This window comes from Marinomonas sp. S3726, assembly GCF_000967665.1.
GTDB lineage: Bacteria > Pseudomonadota > Gammaproteobacteria > Pseudomonadales > Marinomonadaceae > Marinomonas.
In genome coordinates this window covers 104,303-121,129 of record NZ_JXYC01000003.1, presented here as the reverse complement: position 1 = coordinate 121,129, position 16,827 = coordinate 104,303, and the positions used below count along the sequence as shown (strand labels likewise).

Here is a 16,827-nt window from a genome sequence, read left to right as displayed (position 1 = left end):
CTCAACTTACATGGAAGAAATATCAGACCATTCATCTTCAGATAGCAATCGATCTAAATCAACTAAAATCAATAAGGTTTCGCTTTTATTACAGACACCTTGGATGAACTTCGACGATTCATCATTACCAACATTTGGTGATGGTTCAATTTCAGACTGACGAAGATAAACCACTTCTGAAACAGCATCAACTAAAATACCAATAACATGACCATCCACTTCTAAAATCATTATTCGTGTAGAGTCTGAGATCTCACCTGTTTGAATACCAAACCTTTGGCAAGTATCGATCACTGTCACAACACTGCCACGCAGGTTAATAATGCCAAGAACAAAAGACGGTGCGCCAGGTACTGGAGCAATCTCTGAGTAACGTAATACTTCCTTCACTTGCATTACATTAACACCATAAATTTCATCATCTAATCGAAAGGTCACCCATTGTAATACTGGATCATCTACTTCCTGTACCGCTCTACCTGTCGTCATATTATTTCTCCAAATGTGGAAAGTCTGCGTTTACCTGCATTGTTATTTAAGATGAGCCTTAAATCCATTTTTAGGATCATCAAGTAGCTCTATAAAACCTTGTACATCTAAAATAGCACACATATGATCAATTACAGTGCCTGCTAACCAAGGCCTTTTACTTCTATCTGATCGCCACTTTACTTCAGAAGGCTCTAACGAAATTGCTTCTGCAACATCTTCGCATGCTAGCCCCCAATTGGAGCGATCTAATTGAATTATAAACTTAAATGAGTCATGCAACTCACCTTTATAATGATTTGGCATTACCCATTGAGCAGTATCTACCGTTCGAATCCTTAGATCATTTACACTAGATACCCCAATAAACCAATTTGGCTGACCAAAAATCTTAGTAACTTTTTCATAATCAGCTTTTTGGATACCGCCTAATTCAACTAAAGGGACGGCCATTTTCAAACCACCAACATTAAACAAAAGACATTCAAAGCGACTTTCGGCCCAAGGCAAAGGCTTGGTTTTATCTGATACAATTTCAGGCTCTAAATCTGCAGCATCTTCTTGCGTTGGTTCTACAGCGATTGTCTCTTGAGTACCTTTATCTAATTTAGCCTCTGATTCGGTTTCTTGCTCGACAGTTTCAACAAGCGCAGGGGGCTCAACACCTTTTTCATCAGTTTCGGCTTGTATAATCTCACTTTCTACAACTGGCTCATTGCTTACAACTACCTCAGGCTCAGAAGCCAGTTCACTCTCAACGGCTTGAGTTTCATTCTCTAGGGCTGCAACAGCAAACTCAAAAGCGGCAAAGGCATCTTCTTCATTTTCTATTTCGTGTAAAACAAATTCATCTTGCTGATCATGCTTAATTTCAGCATCCGTTTTATCGTGTGTTGTTAACTCTTCAGCTTGTTTTTCATCAGCTAGCTCTTCACTAACTGAGTCGTCCTCAACGTCAGGTACAGCTTCAACATTCACAGTTGCATCTTGGAGTAACTCATCCAAATAGCGTTGAACTGCAAGTTGAGGCGCAATTAACACCTCTGTTGATGGTTTTTCATCTTTCATTTAACTCATTGGCTCCAATAACGTCGTCACCAAACTAGTATAAGCCTTAACGCCTCTCGCGTTATTGTCTAAAGCAGATGGAGCAATACCTGCCGTACTTGCATCTCTTAACTTAGTATCTATAGGAATAACAGAGTGCCAGACAGCTTCATCATAGGCTTCTTTTAAGCTTCTCAAGCTTTTATTTGAAGCTTGAGTTCTTCTATCAAATAAAGTCGGCACGATTAAATAAGGAACAGGTCTTTTTCTAGCTCTATTTATCATGGTTAACGTTCTAACCATTCTTTCCAAGCCTTTGATTGCTAAAAACTCAGTTTGAACCGGTATAATAAGCTGCTGACAAGCTGCAAGCGCATTAATCATTAATACCCCTAAGACAGGTGGACTATCAATCAAAACATAGTCGTAGTCATCCCATAAAATGGCCAATGTCTTAGAAATGACAAGCCCCATACCACCTTGCGCTTGAGCATGTCGCTCTAACGTTGCTAAGGCAGTAGAAGATGGTAGTAAGGATAAATTTGGATGCCCAGTTTCTAAAATAAGCTCTTTCGGTAAGCTTTCTTGTATTTTTCCATTACCTAAGAACAAATCATAAGCACTATGCTCAATTGAATCAGGATCAAAACGAAAATAGCTAGTTAAAGAACCATGAGGATCAAGGTCAACCATCAAGACACGATGACCTGCATCTGCGAGCAACCCTGACAGGGTTACCACACTAGTTGTTTTACCTACTCCACCTTTTTGGTTAGCTACCGCCCAAATGTGCACCTTTTATCCCCTAATAATGCCTATACTATTATTTTACTTACAGTTTCTATGATTATCTTATTGAAGTATATAACTATTCAAACAAGTAGTCGTATAGGTTTTCTGCTTCAATCTTACCAATTTTCAATGTCACTCGTCTGTTTCTTGCCCGTGAAAAGTCGCTGTTGTTTCTGACTTTAGGTTTCTCACTGCTCAACCCCATCACAGCAATTAGCTTAGGATTAACGCCTCCGCTAATTAACTCATCTACAACAGACGATGCCCTAGCACTTGATAGCTGCCAATTTGAGGTATAAAAGTTGTTAACTGGCAAATCATCTGTATGCCCTTCCACAACAACAGGGTAACTATATCGATTCAGGACCTGACTAATCGAAATAAGCACAGCGACAGCTTCATTAGTCAACTCAAACTCTCCTGACGAAAAAAGCAAACCTGCTTTTAATTCAATCTCGATCCAAAGCTCACTCTCATTTATTGATATCAAACCATTCTGTTGATACTCCCCCATATGGGTCAGAATCATTTGATTTAACTCTTGAACCACCTTGAGTTCTTTTTTTACGATCGTTTCTTGATTCTGTTTTGGACTAGGAATTGGGTTACTATCTCTATCTGGTGTTAACTCTTGGAAAACATCATCCTCAGCTTCACCTGTTGTTACTTGACCGATATTAATAGGCTTTACTGACAATTGAACAGCGTCCAAAACCCCCTCAAGAGTCTCTGTTAGTAACTTAGAATCGCCCTGATTTTTCAAAGAGATAGAGTATAGCGCGACGAAGAAAGCAAAAAGCAATGTTATAAAATCAGCATAAGATAAAATCCAACGATCTTTATTCTGATTAGTGTCATTACGAACACCTAAGTGCCGACGACGTTTAGCACGATACCTTGAACCAAGCTTATCATTGCTCATAACCACTCAACTCAATATCAAGACGGTGAGGGTTTTTACCTGTCGCTATACCATAAATACCATCAACTATAAGCTGATAATAAAGAGCTTCTTTATCAACATAGTTTGTTAGCTTTTTTGTAATTGGAAAGATAATTAAGTTAGCAAAACCTTGCCCATACAAGGTGGAAACAAAAGCAACTGCGATACCATGCCCTAATGCTTCAGGGCTATCTAGGTTTGCCATTGCTTGAATTAGGCCAAGTACTGACCCCATAATTCCTAATGTTGGCGCATATCCACCAATCGACTCAAGAAAGTCGACACTAGCCATTCTTTTATCCCTAAACCTAAGCACTTCATCATGCAATAGCTCAGAGAAGCTATCAGGATCAGCACCATCGATCGCCATCTGTAACGCTCTTTCAGAAAACCCATCATTTAATGAATTTAATTCTGACTCTAAACTCACAACAGATTGACGTCTGGCTTGATTTGCTAATTTATAAATCAGCTCTCGAGCATTATTAAATTCAAAAACAGGAGGGAATAATGACCATTTTAATAGAGATAGGGATCTAGTAGCTTCTAAAATATTACTCTGAACAAGCGCAGCCCCAAGACTACCAAAAATAACTATAATTGCTGAAGGGAGGTTAATCAGTAGAACCATCTCCCCTCCACCAAGAAGGTTAGATAGCACTACTGAAGAAAAGGCAATAACAAGGCCGGCTAAGGTCAATAGATCCATTAACCAACCTCTTTAACAATACGCTCGCCTATTTGTTCTAGATGAATTACGTCATCAGATAAATTAGCTTTTTCTACTGCCATTGGCATACCGTAGATAACACAAGTTTCTTCACTTTGTGACCAAACTCGAGAACCCGTATCTTTTAGCATCCTGGCACCTTCTCGTCCATCAACACCCATTCCAGTCATAACAACTGAAAGCACCCTTCCTGGGTAGCATTTAGATGCAGAGCCGAAAGTTACATCAACGGAAGGCTTATAGTTTAAGCGCTCATCACCATCCAGAATTCTGACACATCCACCATTTCTTGGATCAACCATCATCTGCTTGCCACCAGGCGCTAACAAAGCAACACCAGCTTCAAGTTTATCTCCGTCTTTGGCTTCTTTAACGGTGATTTCACAAATCTGATTTAAACGCTCAGCAAAAGCACCTGTAAAAGCTGCAGGCATATGCTGAATCAAAACAAGCGGTGCAGATAAATTTTTAGGCAATTTAGTTAACACTGTCTGCAATGCCATAGGGCCACCTGTTGATGTTCCTATTGCAATTAAACTGACATTCTTGCGCCTACGAGGAATAATCACCCCTTGCTCTAACACAATAGGCGCAGGAGCTGCTTTCTTCTCAGCAGGAGCTGCAATTTTTGTTTGCCCCATAAAACGAGTTCGTGCTACAGCTAAAACACGCTCAATTAAGGTTTTCTTTACCACTGCAGAATCACGCGAAATATCTTCAAAGTTTTTTGGCATGAAATCAACTGCACCAGCTTCTAGCGCATCAAGTGTAACCCTAGCACCTTCATGAGTTAATGAAGAGAACATTAAAACAGGTGTTGGGCGTGATTTCATAATGCTAGCAACTGCCGCAATGCCATCTAAAACAGGCATTTCGTAGTCCATAGTCACTACATCAGGTTTTAGGGACTGCACCTTATCAACGGCTTCTTGTCCGTTAGTTGCAGTACCTATAACCTTTAAGCGTGGATCAGCATCAAAAATTTCAACCAGACGTCTTCGAAAAAAACCAGAATCGTCTACCACCAGTACATTTACTGGCATAAAGCGTCTCCTAAAAATCCAATTAACCTATCGCGATGCATAACTCTTAAGCATGCTAGGAACATCTAAAATTAATGCAATTCGTCCGTCTCCGGTAATAGTTGCACCAGCCATACCGGATGTACCTTGCAACATTTTACCAAGAGGCTTAATCACAACCTCTTCTTGACCGACCAACTGATCAACAACAAAGCCAACTTCATTCATCCCAACCTGAACAACAACAACATGAGCTTCTTCAGGGTTAAGATCAGCAGCTTGACCTTTAACTAACCAGTGTTTCAAATGGAAGATAGGCAGTGTTTTACCACGAATTACCACCACTTGTTGACCATCTACTATGTTTGTCTTTTTAAGATTCAAATGGAAGATTTCATTTACACTCACTAGAGGGAATGCAAATGCTTGATCTTCTAGCATCACCATCAGCGTAGGCATAATAGCTAAGGTTAAAGGCACCTTAATAGAGAATCGTGATCCCTTACCTAAAACAGATTTGATGTCTAATGTTCCGTTAAGTTGCGAAATTTTCGTCTTAACTACGTCCATACCTACACCGCGGCCGGACACATCAGTAATTTCAACCTTAGTAGAAAAACCTGGAGCAAAGATCAAATTAAAGGCTTCATCATCAGATAAGCGCTCTGCAGCATCAGTATCCATTAAGCCTTTTTCAACTGCTTTTTGACGCAACTTATCTGCATCCATACCAGCACCATCGTCTTCGATGGATAGAAGTATATGATCACCTTCTTGCTCAGCTGACAGTATTACCTTACCACCACGAGGCTTACCATTTGCCTCACGAACATCTGGTGCTTCAACACCATGGTCTACAGAGTTTCTCACTAAGTGAACAAGAGGATCTGCAAGCGCTTCAACCAAGTTTTTATCTAAATCGGTTTCTTCACCTCTAAGCTCTAAATTAACTTCTTTCTTAAGGTTTCTAGCTAGGTCACGAACAACTCGAGGAAAACGTCCAAATACTTTCTTAATTGGCTGCATTCGAGTTTTCATAACAGCATTCTGAAGATCGCCAGTAACAACATCAAGGTTAGCTACAGCTTTCCCCATTGACTCATCTTCACTTTGTAAACCCAGACGAACTAGACGGTTTCGAACTAAAACTAGCTCTCCCACCATATTCATAATATCGTCTAAACGCTTTGTATCTACCCTTACTGTCGTTTCCTGAACAACTGGCGCATTCGGCTTATCATCTTTAGATTTCGCAGGTTCTTTCGCTACAACCTCAGCTTTTTTCGGTTTGGGCTTAGCCTCTGCTTTTGGCTTGGGTTTAGCTTTCGCCTCTGCTTTAGGTTTAGCTTTCGCCTCTGCCTTTGGTTTATTTTCAGGCGCTGATGCTTGAGGAGCTTGTTGCTTCTCAGCATGCAAGGTATCTAATAAAGATTCAAACTCATCTTCTGTAATTAAATCAGAATCTGGACCAGCAGCATTTGCCACTTTATCGTCTTTCTTATCTGTTACCTTTTCTGCTTCTGGTTGCTCACTTTCTTTAGCTGAATCCTGTCCAGGAGCACCTTCACCGTGAAGTTGATTTAATAATTTCTCAAACTCATCTTCAGTAATTTCATCAGAAGCTGTGTCAGCTGCTTGAGTTTCTGTTGCTGGTTCAGCTTGCTCTGGAGCCGCATCATTTGTTGCACCAGGCACCCCTTCACCGTGCAGTTGATCTAGAAGGGCATCAAACTCACTCTCAGTAATATCATCGCTATTAGCCGGAGCAGCATTGTCAGACTGAGAAGTCTCTGCTTGAACTGCAGCTGGGGTACTTTCATCATCACCCAGAGCATTTAAAAGCGACTCAAACTCATCATCTGAGATATCAACATTCTCTTCTTGAGCAGCAGAGTCAACTTCTTCAACCTGAGTCTCTTCTACTTCTTCTACTGTCTCTTCAACTTCTGCTTCAGACTCATCTTCTCCCTCTTCATCTTCAGAGGCAGGACAAGCGTACTTACTTAAAGCTTCAATTATCTCAGGGTCAGCAGGCTCTGGCTCCCCGCCAGAACGAACCACCTCAAACATCTCATTAACGGCATCAAGAGCTTGTAAAACGACATCCATAAGCTCTGCGGTAACGTTTCTTTGACCGTTACGCAAAATATCAAAGACGTTTTCAGCATAATGGCAACAGTTAACCAATGCATTTAACTGTAAAAATCCGGCGCCGCCTTTAACTGTATGGAAACCTCTAAAGATTGCATTCAATAAGGCAATATCGTTTGGGTTTTGTTCTAAATCAACCAGTTGTTCAGATAGCTGTTCAAGGATTTCACCTGCTTCAACTAAAAAATCCTGTAGGATCTCTTCATCAACTTCGAAACTCATCCTCAGCTCCTCTAGAAACCAAGACTGGATAGCAAGTCATCAACTTCGTCTTGGCTATTCAATACTTCAGGGTTGTTATCACTATTGATGGCTGGACCATGACCTTTTGTGTCATCAACTTCATTTTCTACGTCTTCATGTTCCATACCAGAAATGCTATCAACACGCCCAGCAACAGCAACAAGGTGAACAAGTTTTTCTTCAACATCACGAATTAGTTCTGTTACGCGTGTAATAACTTGTCCAGTTAAATCTTGATAACCTTGTTCCAAAAGAATGGCATTCAGATTTGAATGCAGAGTTGTTGCACTTTCATCTGCTGTTTGCAGAAATACATCAATTCGTTTGTAAAGCTCACGGAATTCAGCTGGAGTTAAATCACGCTGAATAAGTCGGCCCCAATCTTTTCTTAGGTCTCTTGCTTGATCTTGTAGTTGGCTAGCAACTGGAACGCTACTATCGACCATATCCATAGTAGTGTTTGCAGCGCTGTTGGTCATATCAATGACATAGTTCAAGCGGTCAGTCGCATCTGTAATTTTTGATGCACCATCAACTTGATCAACAATTTGATCAACAGAATCAACTTTGAAATCTCGGATAGCATCGTGAAGGCTACGAGTCAGATAGCCAACTTCGTTATAGAAGTTGTTATGACGCGCTTCACTAAGATCTTGAATAATTTTAATCGCACCAGCGAAGTCGCCAGTTTCAATACGATTAATTAAATCTACTGCACCATCTTTCACCTGAGTCTCAAATTCACCAAGCCGCAACTTAGAATTATCAGACATTCTCAGCCCCTATTTTCCGGCATCAATTCGTTCAAAAATCTTCTCGATTTTTTCTTTTAACGCCACTGCAGTAAATGGTTTTACAACATAACCATTAACCCCTGCTTGTGCAGCGGCAATAATTTGGTCTCGCTTAGCCTCAGCAGTAACCATCAAAACTGGAATCGTTTTGAGTTTTTCATCAGCCCTCACAGAGCGAAGCAACTCAATTCCAGTCATACCTGGCATATTCCAGTCAGTTACCAAGAAATCTATGGTTCCTGTCTGCAATATAGGTAATGCAGTTGTCCCATCATCAGCTTCAACTGTATTGGTAAATCCCAAATCCCTTAGTAAATTTTTGATGATACGCCTCATTGTTGAGAAATCATCAACGATTAGGATCTTCATGTTTTTATCCAATGCAACCTCCACAACCCAAAGGTAGTCTATCAAAGCTCATATTTAATCTCGCCAATCACTTAATCTAGCTTTAAGACGCATAGCTGCTTGACTATGTATCTGACTCACTCGCGATTCACTCACACCTAACACAGAACCGATTTCTTTAAGGTTAAGTTCATCATTGTAATACAAGGATAGAACTAACTTTTCTCGTTCTGGTAAAGAATCTATTTCTTGCGCCAATTGTTTTTGAAAACCTAAGTCTTCAACAAAAGAGTATGGCGCACTATCCTCTTCATTATCTGTCTCAATATTTAACCCTTCCGAGTCAAGCAACTCTTCAAAACTAAATAACTGAGTAGACATACTTGATTGCAACATCTCATGATATTCATTTAGCCCAATATCCATTGCTTGAGATATTTCAAAATCACTAGCTTCACGACCAAGCTTAGCTTCTAATTCTTTAATCGCACTAGCTATTGCTCGCCCATTTCGACGTACTGACCTAGGAGCCCAGTCACTTTTACGGACCTCATCCATGATAGAGCCACGAATACGGATTCCGGCATAAGTTTCAAAACTAGCACCTTTTGTTGACTCAAAGCGTTTAAACGCCTCAATCAATCCCATCATCCCCGCTTGAATTAAATCATCCAGCTCAACACTGCTTGGTAACCTCGCAAGCAGATGATAGGCAATTTTTTTAACCAAGAAACCGTATTCATCAATAATTTGATTAACTGATGGTGCCGGTTTTTGATTATAGGCATTTAGACCTGTTCTGGACTGCATAATCAAAGATGAACGTAACCTTATATTTGTTAAACCAATACTCTTGAAATAACTGTACTATATTGTTCTATAACTTACTGGTTGAAATAACATAAAGTTACTAACTACCGTATTTCAATGAGCTGTATATATGACTATATTGCTCCGCAGTATAAACTGCTCGGCTTATTATATTATGTGCTCTTGCAGGTTGAATATCATCTGGAATGCGCTGCCCATCTGCGATGTAGACGACTGGCAACCTCTCTTCAATAACAACACTAACCGCCTCACCTAGTGAAGCAGATTCATCTAGCTTACTTAACACACAACCATCTAATTGCACCTGAGCATACACATCAACAACAGTTTTTAATACTTGTCTTTGACTTGTACAGGGTAATACTAGCAATTTTTTTAAATCTGAATGAGCCCTTTTCATCATAAGCAATTGACGTTCTAGGTTTCTATCCCTTGGATTCATACCTGCAGTATCAACTAAAACGAGTGAAAAGTTAGAATATTTATCAAGTACTTCATTCAAATCTGAATATTCATTAACAACAACAACAGGAACATTCAATATGCGACCAAATGTACGAAGTTGTTCATGCGCTGCAATTCTATATGTATCAGTTGTCACTAAAACAACACTGTCTGAGCCATGCTTTAAAACATGTTGCGCAGCAATCTTGCCAATTGTTGTTGTTTTACCAACGCCTGTTGGCCCCATAAACGCATAACAACCATGCATTTCAGAACCTTGTTTCTTAACTGGTATATGTTCAGCCAAATGAGATAGCACTCGGTTCCAATCGTCTTCACGTCCCAGTAACTCGACATCATCCAGAATACCAGAGACAATACTTGACGATAATCCGAGGGAGGTCAATCTCTCTTTTACTTTTGCTTGTGCAGGGTCAAGGTCATTTTTCTTGGTATCACCCAACTTACGCTGCTGCTCAAGCAACTCCTTTACCTTTTGCAGTTCAGCTTCCATCTCTTTTAATTGAGCACTTTCCTCTGGCTGCTTAATAGATAAAGACTCTTCGATAACAGGATCTTCATCTGCCATGGAAACATATTTATTAGCAGGTACAGACGACATTTTCTGAGCAAGATCAGCTTGATGATTTACTTGTGAAATTTCAGGTTGCTTAGCTTGTTCAATTCGCTCTTGATAGCTTTGTTGAGGCGCTGTTTTAGGAGTAACAGGAGGAGGCTCAGGTTTAGGCTGACTTGAGTAATTTGAAGGCATGCTACCGTCATAATCTAGAGCGGCAACTATTTCGATCTCTCCACTTGCAAGGCGTTGATTAGACAGAATTACGGCATCAGGGCCTACAGCGTCGCGTACTTTGCGAATCGCTTGGCGCATATCTGCTGCTCGAAACCGCCTTATCTGCATTAAAGACCTATCCTTTAAAGTTAATTTCTCTTACAAATCCATAGCTTACCCGAAAGAATTTGATAAATATAGAAAGATATCAGGGCAAGTACAGCAATTTTACTGACCAATAACGCCTACGACTGTAATTCGCTTATGATCTGGCACCTCTTGGTACGACAAAACAGCCATATTTATACCACCATAACGCATAAATCTTGCCAACATAGGCCTAATAGGTGCAGATACAATCAATATAGGTGTATTACCGTTACTTTCTTGCTGTTCAGAAGACTGCCTTAATGAAGTTTGTAGCTGCTCAGCCATTGAAGGCTCTAAGATCAAAGCCTCCTCATTCTTAACACCCGCTTGTTGACTTTGCTGAACCGTTTGCATCAGCATTTTTTCTAGCTCAGGGTCTAAGGTTAATACAGGAATTTCATCAACCCCTTCAGCTAGAGTTTGTACGATTAAACGTGACAAAGAGGTCCTCACTGCAGCAGTAAGCACCATAGGGTCTTGAGACTTAGGAACAACTCCCATAATAGCTTCTGCAATTGTTCTCATATCACGTAAAGGCACACCTTCAACTAAAAGATTTTGCAGTATTTTCAACAACACACTTACAGGTACAGTGTTAGGTACCAATTCTTCTGCCAACTTAGGATTATGCTGCTTTAATAACTCTAGCAGTTGCTGCACTTCATCATGACCAATCAACTCATGAGCATGCTTATGCATAATCTGATTAATATGTGTTGCAACAACGGTACTTACATCAACAACGGTATAGCCATAAGTTTGTGCTTGATCTCTTTTTTTAGGATCAATCCATACAGCATCTAGGCCAAAAGAAGGGTCTTTATCAGGTATTCCATCTAATTTTCCAAATACTTGTCCAGGGTCGATTGCCAGTTCTTTGTCCGAATGAACCTCGGCATCCGCTAAACTAACACCCATGAGCGTCACTCTATAGGCATTAGGCAGAAGGTCTAAGTTATCCCTAATATGAACACTGGGCACCAAAAAGCCTAAATCTTGAGATAATTTACGCCTTACACCCTTAATCCTTGCTAACAATTCACCACCTTGAGACTTATCAACAAGAGGAATAAGTCGGTAGCCCACTTCAAGACCTAAGATATCAACCGGAGCAACATCATCCCAGCTTAAGTCTTTTGACTCTGGCGTCTGAGGAGCATCTGAACCATCAGCTGATGTAGCACGTGTTTTTGTCTTAGCTTGGCTTTTCTGTTTTTCTCTATATTCAAAGAAATAAGCTAAACCAGCCATCAAAGCAGCAAGCGACAAGAAGGATAAGTGTGGCATACCTGGCACTATCCCCATGATCCCCATCACAGCCGCCGCAACATAAAGCGCTTTAGAGCTGGAGAACATCTGTCTGACAACCTGACTCCCCATGTCACCTGACTCATTTACTCGGGTAACCATAATGGCAGCAGATGTAGACAACATTAGAGAAGGTATTTGTGCAACTAAACCATCACCGATTGTAAGCAATGAATATTTAGTAATAGCATCGTTAAAAGTCAGTCCATGCTGCGCCATACCAATAGCAAAGCCACCTATGATGTTGATACCCAAAATCATTAAACCGGCAACAGCATCACCCTTAACAAACTTACTCGCACCATCCATGGAGCCATAAAACTCAGCTTCAGAGGCAATTTCTGCTCGTCGTATTTTTGCTTCATCAGGGTTTATCATGCCCGCATTCAAGTCTGCATCGATTGCCATTTGCTTACCAGGCATAGCGTCAAGCGTAAAGCGAGCACTTACTTCAGATATTCGTCCAGCACCCTTTGTGATTACAGCAAAGTTAATTATCATTAAGATGGCGAAGACAACAAAACCAACAACATAATTACCACCGACTACCACTTCGCCAAAAGCCTCAATAACCTTACCGGCAGCATCTCCTCCTTCGTGGCCATACAAAAGTACAACCCTAGTGGAAGCAACATTTAGCGCTAATCGTAATAAGGTGGCAACTAAGAGAACAGTGGGGAATACAGCAAAATCTAGAGGTCGTAAAGAATAAATAGAAACAAGCAATACAACGATAGCGAGCGCAATATTAAAGGTAAAAAGTACATCCAATAGAAATGCTGGAATTGGCAATATCATCATAGCCAAAAGAGACAAAAGCAGGAATGGCACTCCTAAGTTACCATTTGCTAGCCCCTTGGCTTGGCCAAGTACTTGTTGACGATCAAACTTCAATATTAAATCCTAAAACTACACTATGTCTTTTAACAAAAAATAACAGTCAATTTAATATTCACCGTCCCAATGAAACTCCTGAGGCACATCCACATTTGGAACCCCATCGGGTGCTTTGGCACCAAACATACGAGATTGCTTTAACTGATAAACGTAAGCCAAAATTTGCGCGACCGACTGAAATAAACCTGTCGGTATTTCTTCACCAATGTCAGTATGATGGTAAATAGAACGCGCTAAAACAGGGGATTGTATCACAGGGATATTATGGAAAGCCCCTATCTCTCTAATTTTAAGGGCGACAAAATCGTTACCTTTTGCAAGTAGCTTTGGCGCTCCCTTAGCACCAGCCTCATACTTTAATGCAACAGAGAAGTGTGTTGGGTTGGTAATAATAACATCGGCATTAGGAACATCCTCCATCATACGCCGCATAGATGCTTGACGCTGAGTTTGCCTTATCCTTGCTTTAATTTGAGGATCACCTTCAGCATTTTTATATTCATCTTTTGTCTCTTGCTTGGTCATCTTTAGTTTATCTTTATGCGTCCAGGCTTGATAAGGCACATCTACAGCAGCAATGAGTAACACAGCAAGAGAAACATAAACAAACGCCCAAATTACGACATCGATAGCGTGCTCTAAAGCTAGCTCTATAGATTGGAAAGGAACTAGAAGCATCTCTGGCAAATATATTTTGAGAACAAAAAAAGCCACAATCAAGACAAGCGACACTTTTGCAATCGATTTCAATAACTCAACTAATGAGTTCAATGAAAACATACGCTTAAGACCGGAGATAGGGTTCATTTTACTTAACTTAGGAATAACTGGTTCCCAAGAGAAATTAAAGCCACCAAGTGCAACACTCCCGACTATGCCTGCTATTGCAAGCACTATCATCATAACGATTAGGGAGTCCATCATAGCAATAGAGGAGTCTGACAAATGGATTACCATTTTCGAGACATCAAACATATCCGCACGAGTTAATACGAAATTAAACTCAAAAACATTAGACATATCTTGAGCCAACAAAGTACCTGTTGCGTACAGGCTTGCAGCGGCGATTAGGAGAAGTAACGCTGAACTAAGGTCTTTCGATCTAGGTAAATTACCTTTATTTCGGGCCTCGTCCAGCTTCTTACTACTGGCGTCCTCCGTTTTTTCTGCGCCATCTTCGTTTTCAGCCATCTAGCCTCAACCCCCACTTATCTTTCATCCAAGTCGTTAACTCACTAAAGAAAAGACGATAAATTTCTAAAAAGTCTTCTAACATAATCCAAAAGAAGAACAAGGAGAAAAGCATTATCACCGGAAAGCCTAATGCAAAAATATTTAATTGAGGCGAGGCTTTAGCCACCACACCAAAAGATAAATTCATTACCAACACAGCAATAGATAAAGGCAATACCATAAGTAATGCTTTCTCAAACATCCAACCACCAAGAAGCACTATGTCATAATAAAACTCAGAATTAAATCCTTGCCCTATTGGCCAGTACTCAAAACTCTCCACTAGATACTCAAGCATCACATGGTGGCCATCTGTCATAAGAAAAGCTAAACCAACCATAGTTAAATAGTACTGACCTAAAGTTGCAACAGAAATACCGTTTGCAGGGTCATTCGACATAGCAAAACCAAGGCCTGCCTTCATGGCAGCAAGCTGCCCAGCCAAAGAGAAGACTTGAAAAAGAATACTGACAATAAAACCAAGCACTACGCCAATAATCATTTGCTCAACAATTAAAACAACAAAATAAGGAGAAACGGGATCATAGGCAGGCACAGCAACAACAGGCGTAACAATAATGGCTATAACAAAGGCAAAAGCTATTCGAATACGAGTACTAACAAGCTGAGTACCGAATAGTGGTAAGGCCATCAGAAAAGCCCCTATTCGAAAAAAAGGTAGTAAGAAACTTACCGTAAGCCCCAAGAGCTCATCCGGATAAATCTGTAACATCAGCCAATAATCAGTGGAATATCGATAAAGAGCTGAGAGGTGAAGTCGACTAACTTCTGCAAGAGCCAAGGCCCTAAGTAGATGATTACGAGAATAGTAACAATAAGACGAGGTAAAAATGTTAAGGTCTGTTCGTTAATTTGGGTCGCCGCCTGAAACACACTCACAATTAGACCTACAATTAAGCTTGGCACCATCACAGCTCCTACCATAATAACGATAAGAAGAAATGCCTGCCCATATAAATCTAATACTACCTGTGGATCCACGTCAGACTCCAAAGCTAGCGGCTAAAGTACCCATTATCATCGCCCAGCCATCAACCATTACAAACAACATAATTTTAAAAGGCAAAGAAATAATAATCGGCGATAGCATCATCATACCCATCGCCATTAATACACTTGCCACCACCATATCTAATACTAGAAAAGGAATAAAAATCATAAAGCCAATTTGGAACGCTGTTTTAAGCTCACTTGCAACAAAAGCTGGCATCAAAATAGTAAAAGGTAAGGTTTCTAAAGACTCTATTTGCCCTTCTTTGCCTGCTAATTTAACAAACAAAGCAATATCACTCTCTCGGGTCTGGGCCAACATGAAATCACGAATAGGCACAGAAGCCGCTTCAACAGCTTGAATAGAAGTCATTTCCTCCTTTAAATAAGGCTGTAAAGCAACAGCATTAATTTTATCCAAGGTGGGAGTCATTATGAAAAGCGTTAGAAAAAGTGCCATGCCTACCATAATTTGATTGGAAGGTGTTTGTTGCAACCCTATCGCTTGTCGCAATATAGCCAGCACTACCACAATTCGAGTAAATGCGGTCATCATGGTGAGTGCTGCTGGCAAAAGTGTCAGCGCAGTCATTATGAATAAAATTTGCAAAGACACACTATAGTCTTGCGTGCCATCATCATTCGTCGTCACAGTTAACGCAGGTAAACCGACTTCAGCAATCGCATTAGTAGAAAATAGAAGAGATATCAGAGGAATTAAAATAAAGGAAAAGCGAGTCATTCAGCCTCGTCCTTACTCTCAGATGCGGACTGAACATTATTAGGAATATAATCAGAAAAAGCGACGTTTTTTTCCGATAAGGTTTTAATTAAAGAAATGGATTGCCCAGTTACACCTAGCAATAATTTCTGTTGATCAACCTCAATCACCACAAGCTTTTCTTTTGCCCCCAGAGCCTGAACGTTCAGAATCTGAATTGGCGTATTGCCAAACTTCCCCTGTACCTTCTGAATTTTTTTCATTGCCCAAATAGACAGGGGAATAAGCGCAATTACAAACGCCAAAGACAGCAACATCTTCCAAATAGAAGATGCTGACATCAAATCATTAATACCTGAGGCAAAAAGATAACCCGGAAGCATTAAGACTAAAAAACTAACACTAAGAGTAAAGTACTTCACTTAATACGCTTAATTCGTTCGCTCGGACTCACTACATCAGTCAAGCGAATCCCATATTTATCATTTACAACAACAACTTCACCATGAGCAATCAAGGTACCATTTACCAACACATCCAAAGGCTCGCCTGCATAGCGATCTAACTCTACAACAGAGCCCTGCGTTAATTGCAATAAGTTTCGAATTGCTATGGATGTACTCCCCAACTCCATCGATAAAGTAACAGGAATATCCATGATAAGATCCATACCAGCTGGCGTTTCTTGCCCACCAACCGCTGGCGTTAGCTCTTCAAGTTCAACTGGTTGAGCATCTTGTTCGGACATGGCCGCAGCCCATTCGTCCTCGACACCATCCCCACCAGTTTCACCAGCCTCGGCCATAGCTTCAGCCCATTCATCGGCTAAACCTTCATCCATTCCTGCTTGATCTGGGGATTCTTCAGACATCTATCTAAT

At 40.5% G+C, this 16,827-nt stretch carries 18 protein-coding genes; all 18 read right to left on the bottom strand.

Annotated elements, in window-relative coordinates; all coding sequences use genetic code 11:
- Positions 1–6: 6 nt before the first annotated feature.
- Entirely contained in the window at positions 7–489 is a 483-nt protein-coding gene (locus TW85_RS00830; RefSeq protein WP_046015183.1) for a chemotaxis protein CheW, read from the bottom strand.
- A gap of 42 nt (positions 490–531) precedes the next feature.
- Positions 532–1,557 (bottom strand): chemotaxis protein CheW, encoded by a 1,026-nt coding sequence (locus TW85_RS00825; RefSeq protein WP_046015182.1) that lies wholly within the window; start codon positions 1,555–1,557, stop codon positions 532–534.
- Positions 1,558–2,331: a ParA family protein gene (locus tag TW85_RS00820; protein ID WP_046015181.1), complete on the bottom strand. Its 774-nt coding sequence runs from the start codon at positions 2,329–2,331 to the stop codon at positions 1,558–1,560.
- A gap of 73 nt (positions 2,332–2,404) precedes the next feature.
- On the bottom strand, positions 2,405–3,250 hold the full coding sequence (locus TW85_RS00815) for an OmpA family protein (protein ID WP_046015180.1): 846 nt from the start codon (positions 3,248–3,250) through the stop codon (positions 2,405–2,407).
- Positions 3,240–3,980 (bottom strand): flagellar motor protein, encoded by a 741-nt coding sequence (locus TW85_RS00810; RefSeq protein WP_046015179.1) that lies wholly within the window; start codon positions 3,978–3,980, stop codon positions 3,240–3,242. Before TW85_RS00810 ends, TW85_RS00815 begins: the two co-directional genes overlap by 11 nt.
- Complete coding sequence (locus TW85_RS00805; protein WP_046015178.1) at positions 3,980–5,044, bottom strand: chemotaxis response regulator protein-glutamate methylesterase; 1,065 nt, start codon at positions 5,042–5,044, stop codon at positions 3,980–3,982. Before TW85_RS00805 ends, TW85_RS00810 begins: the two co-directional genes overlap by 1 nt.
- A gap of 27 nt (positions 5,045–5,071) precedes the next feature.
- A complete protein-coding gene (locus tag TW85_RS00800; RefSeq protein WP_046015177.1) occupies positions 5,072–7,396 on the bottom strand; it encodes a chemotaxis protein CheA in 2,325 nt (774 codons plus the stop codon).
- 11 nt (positions 7,397–7,407) lie between these two features.
- Positions 7,408–8,190 carry a protein phosphatase CheZ gene (locus TW85_RS00795; protein ID WP_046015176.1) on the bottom strand — a complete coding sequence of 261 codons (783 nt, stop codon included), beginning with the start codon at positions 8,188–8,190 and terminating at the stop codon, positions 7,408–7,410.
- A 9-nt stretch (positions 8,191–8,199) separates the two neighbouring features.
- Positions 8,200–8,592 carry a chemotaxis response regulator CheY gene (gene cheY, locus TW85_RS00790; protein ID WP_046015175.1) on the bottom strand — a complete coding sequence of 131 codons (393 nt, stop codon included), beginning with the start codon at positions 8,590–8,592 and terminating at the stop codon, positions 8,200–8,202.
- Positions 8,593–8,634: 42 nt separating this feature from the next.
- On the bottom strand, positions 8,635–9,369 hold the full coding sequence (locus TW85_RS00785) for an RNA polymerase sigma factor FliA (RefSeq protein ID WP_046015174.1): 735 nt from the start codon (positions 9,367–9,369) through the stop codon (positions 8,635–8,637).
- A 100-nt stretch (positions 9,370–9,469) separates the two neighbouring features.
- Positions 9,470–10,756: a flagellar biosynthesis protein FlhF gene (gene flhF, locus TW85_RS00780; protein WP_046015173.1), complete on the bottom strand. Its 1,287-nt coding sequence runs from the start codon at positions 10,754–10,756 to the stop codon at positions 9,470–9,472.
- A gap of 99 nt (positions 10,757–10,855) precedes the next feature.
- Complete coding sequence (gene flhA, locus TW85_RS00775; protein ID WP_046015172.1) at positions 10,856–12,979, bottom strand: flagellar biosynthesis protein FlhA; 2,124 nt, start codon at positions 12,977–12,979, stop codon at positions 10,856–10,858.
- Between the two features lie 51 nt (positions 12,980–13,030).
- Positions 13,031–14,173 (bottom strand): flagellar biosynthesis protein FlhB, encoded by a 1,143-nt coding sequence (gene flhB / locus TW85_RS00770; protein WP_046015171.1) that lies wholly within the window; start codon positions 14,171–14,173, stop codon positions 13,031–13,033.
- Complete coding sequence (gene fliR, locus TW85_RS00765) at positions 14,166–14,948, bottom strand: flagellar biosynthetic protein FliR (protein WP_046015170.1); 783 nt, start codon at positions 14,946–14,948, stop codon at positions 14,166–14,168. The genes flhB and fliR overlap by 8 nt, the downstream gene beginning before the upstream one ends.
- A complete protein-coding gene (fliQ, locus tag TW85_RS00760) occupies positions 14,948–15,217 on the bottom strand; it encodes a flagellar biosynthesis protein FliQ (RefSeq protein ID WP_046015169.1) in 270 nt (89 codons plus the stop codon). The genes fliR and fliQ overlap by 1 nt, the downstream gene beginning before the upstream one ends.
- A 1-nt stretch (position 15,218) precedes the next feature.
- Positions 15,219–15,968 (bottom strand): flagellar type III secretion system pore protein FliP, encoded by a 750-nt coding sequence (fliP, locus tag TW85_RS00755; protein ID WP_046015168.1) that lies wholly within the window; start codon positions 15,966–15,968, stop codon positions 15,219–15,221.
- Complete coding sequence (fliO, locus tag TW85_RS00750) at positions 15,965–16,369, bottom strand: flagellar biosynthetic protein FliO (protein WP_052701754.1); 405 nt, start codon at positions 16,367–16,369, stop codon at positions 15,965–15,967. The genes fliP and fliO overlap by 4 nt, the downstream gene beginning before the upstream one ends.
- Complete coding sequence (fliN, locus tag TW85_RS00745; RefSeq protein WP_046015167.1) at positions 16,366–16,818, bottom strand: flagellar motor switch protein FliN; 453 nt, start codon at positions 16,816–16,818, stop codon at positions 16,366–16,368. The genes fliO and fliN overlap by 4 nt, the downstream gene beginning before the upstream one ends.
- Between the last annotated feature and the right edge of the window lie 9 nt (positions 16,819–16,827).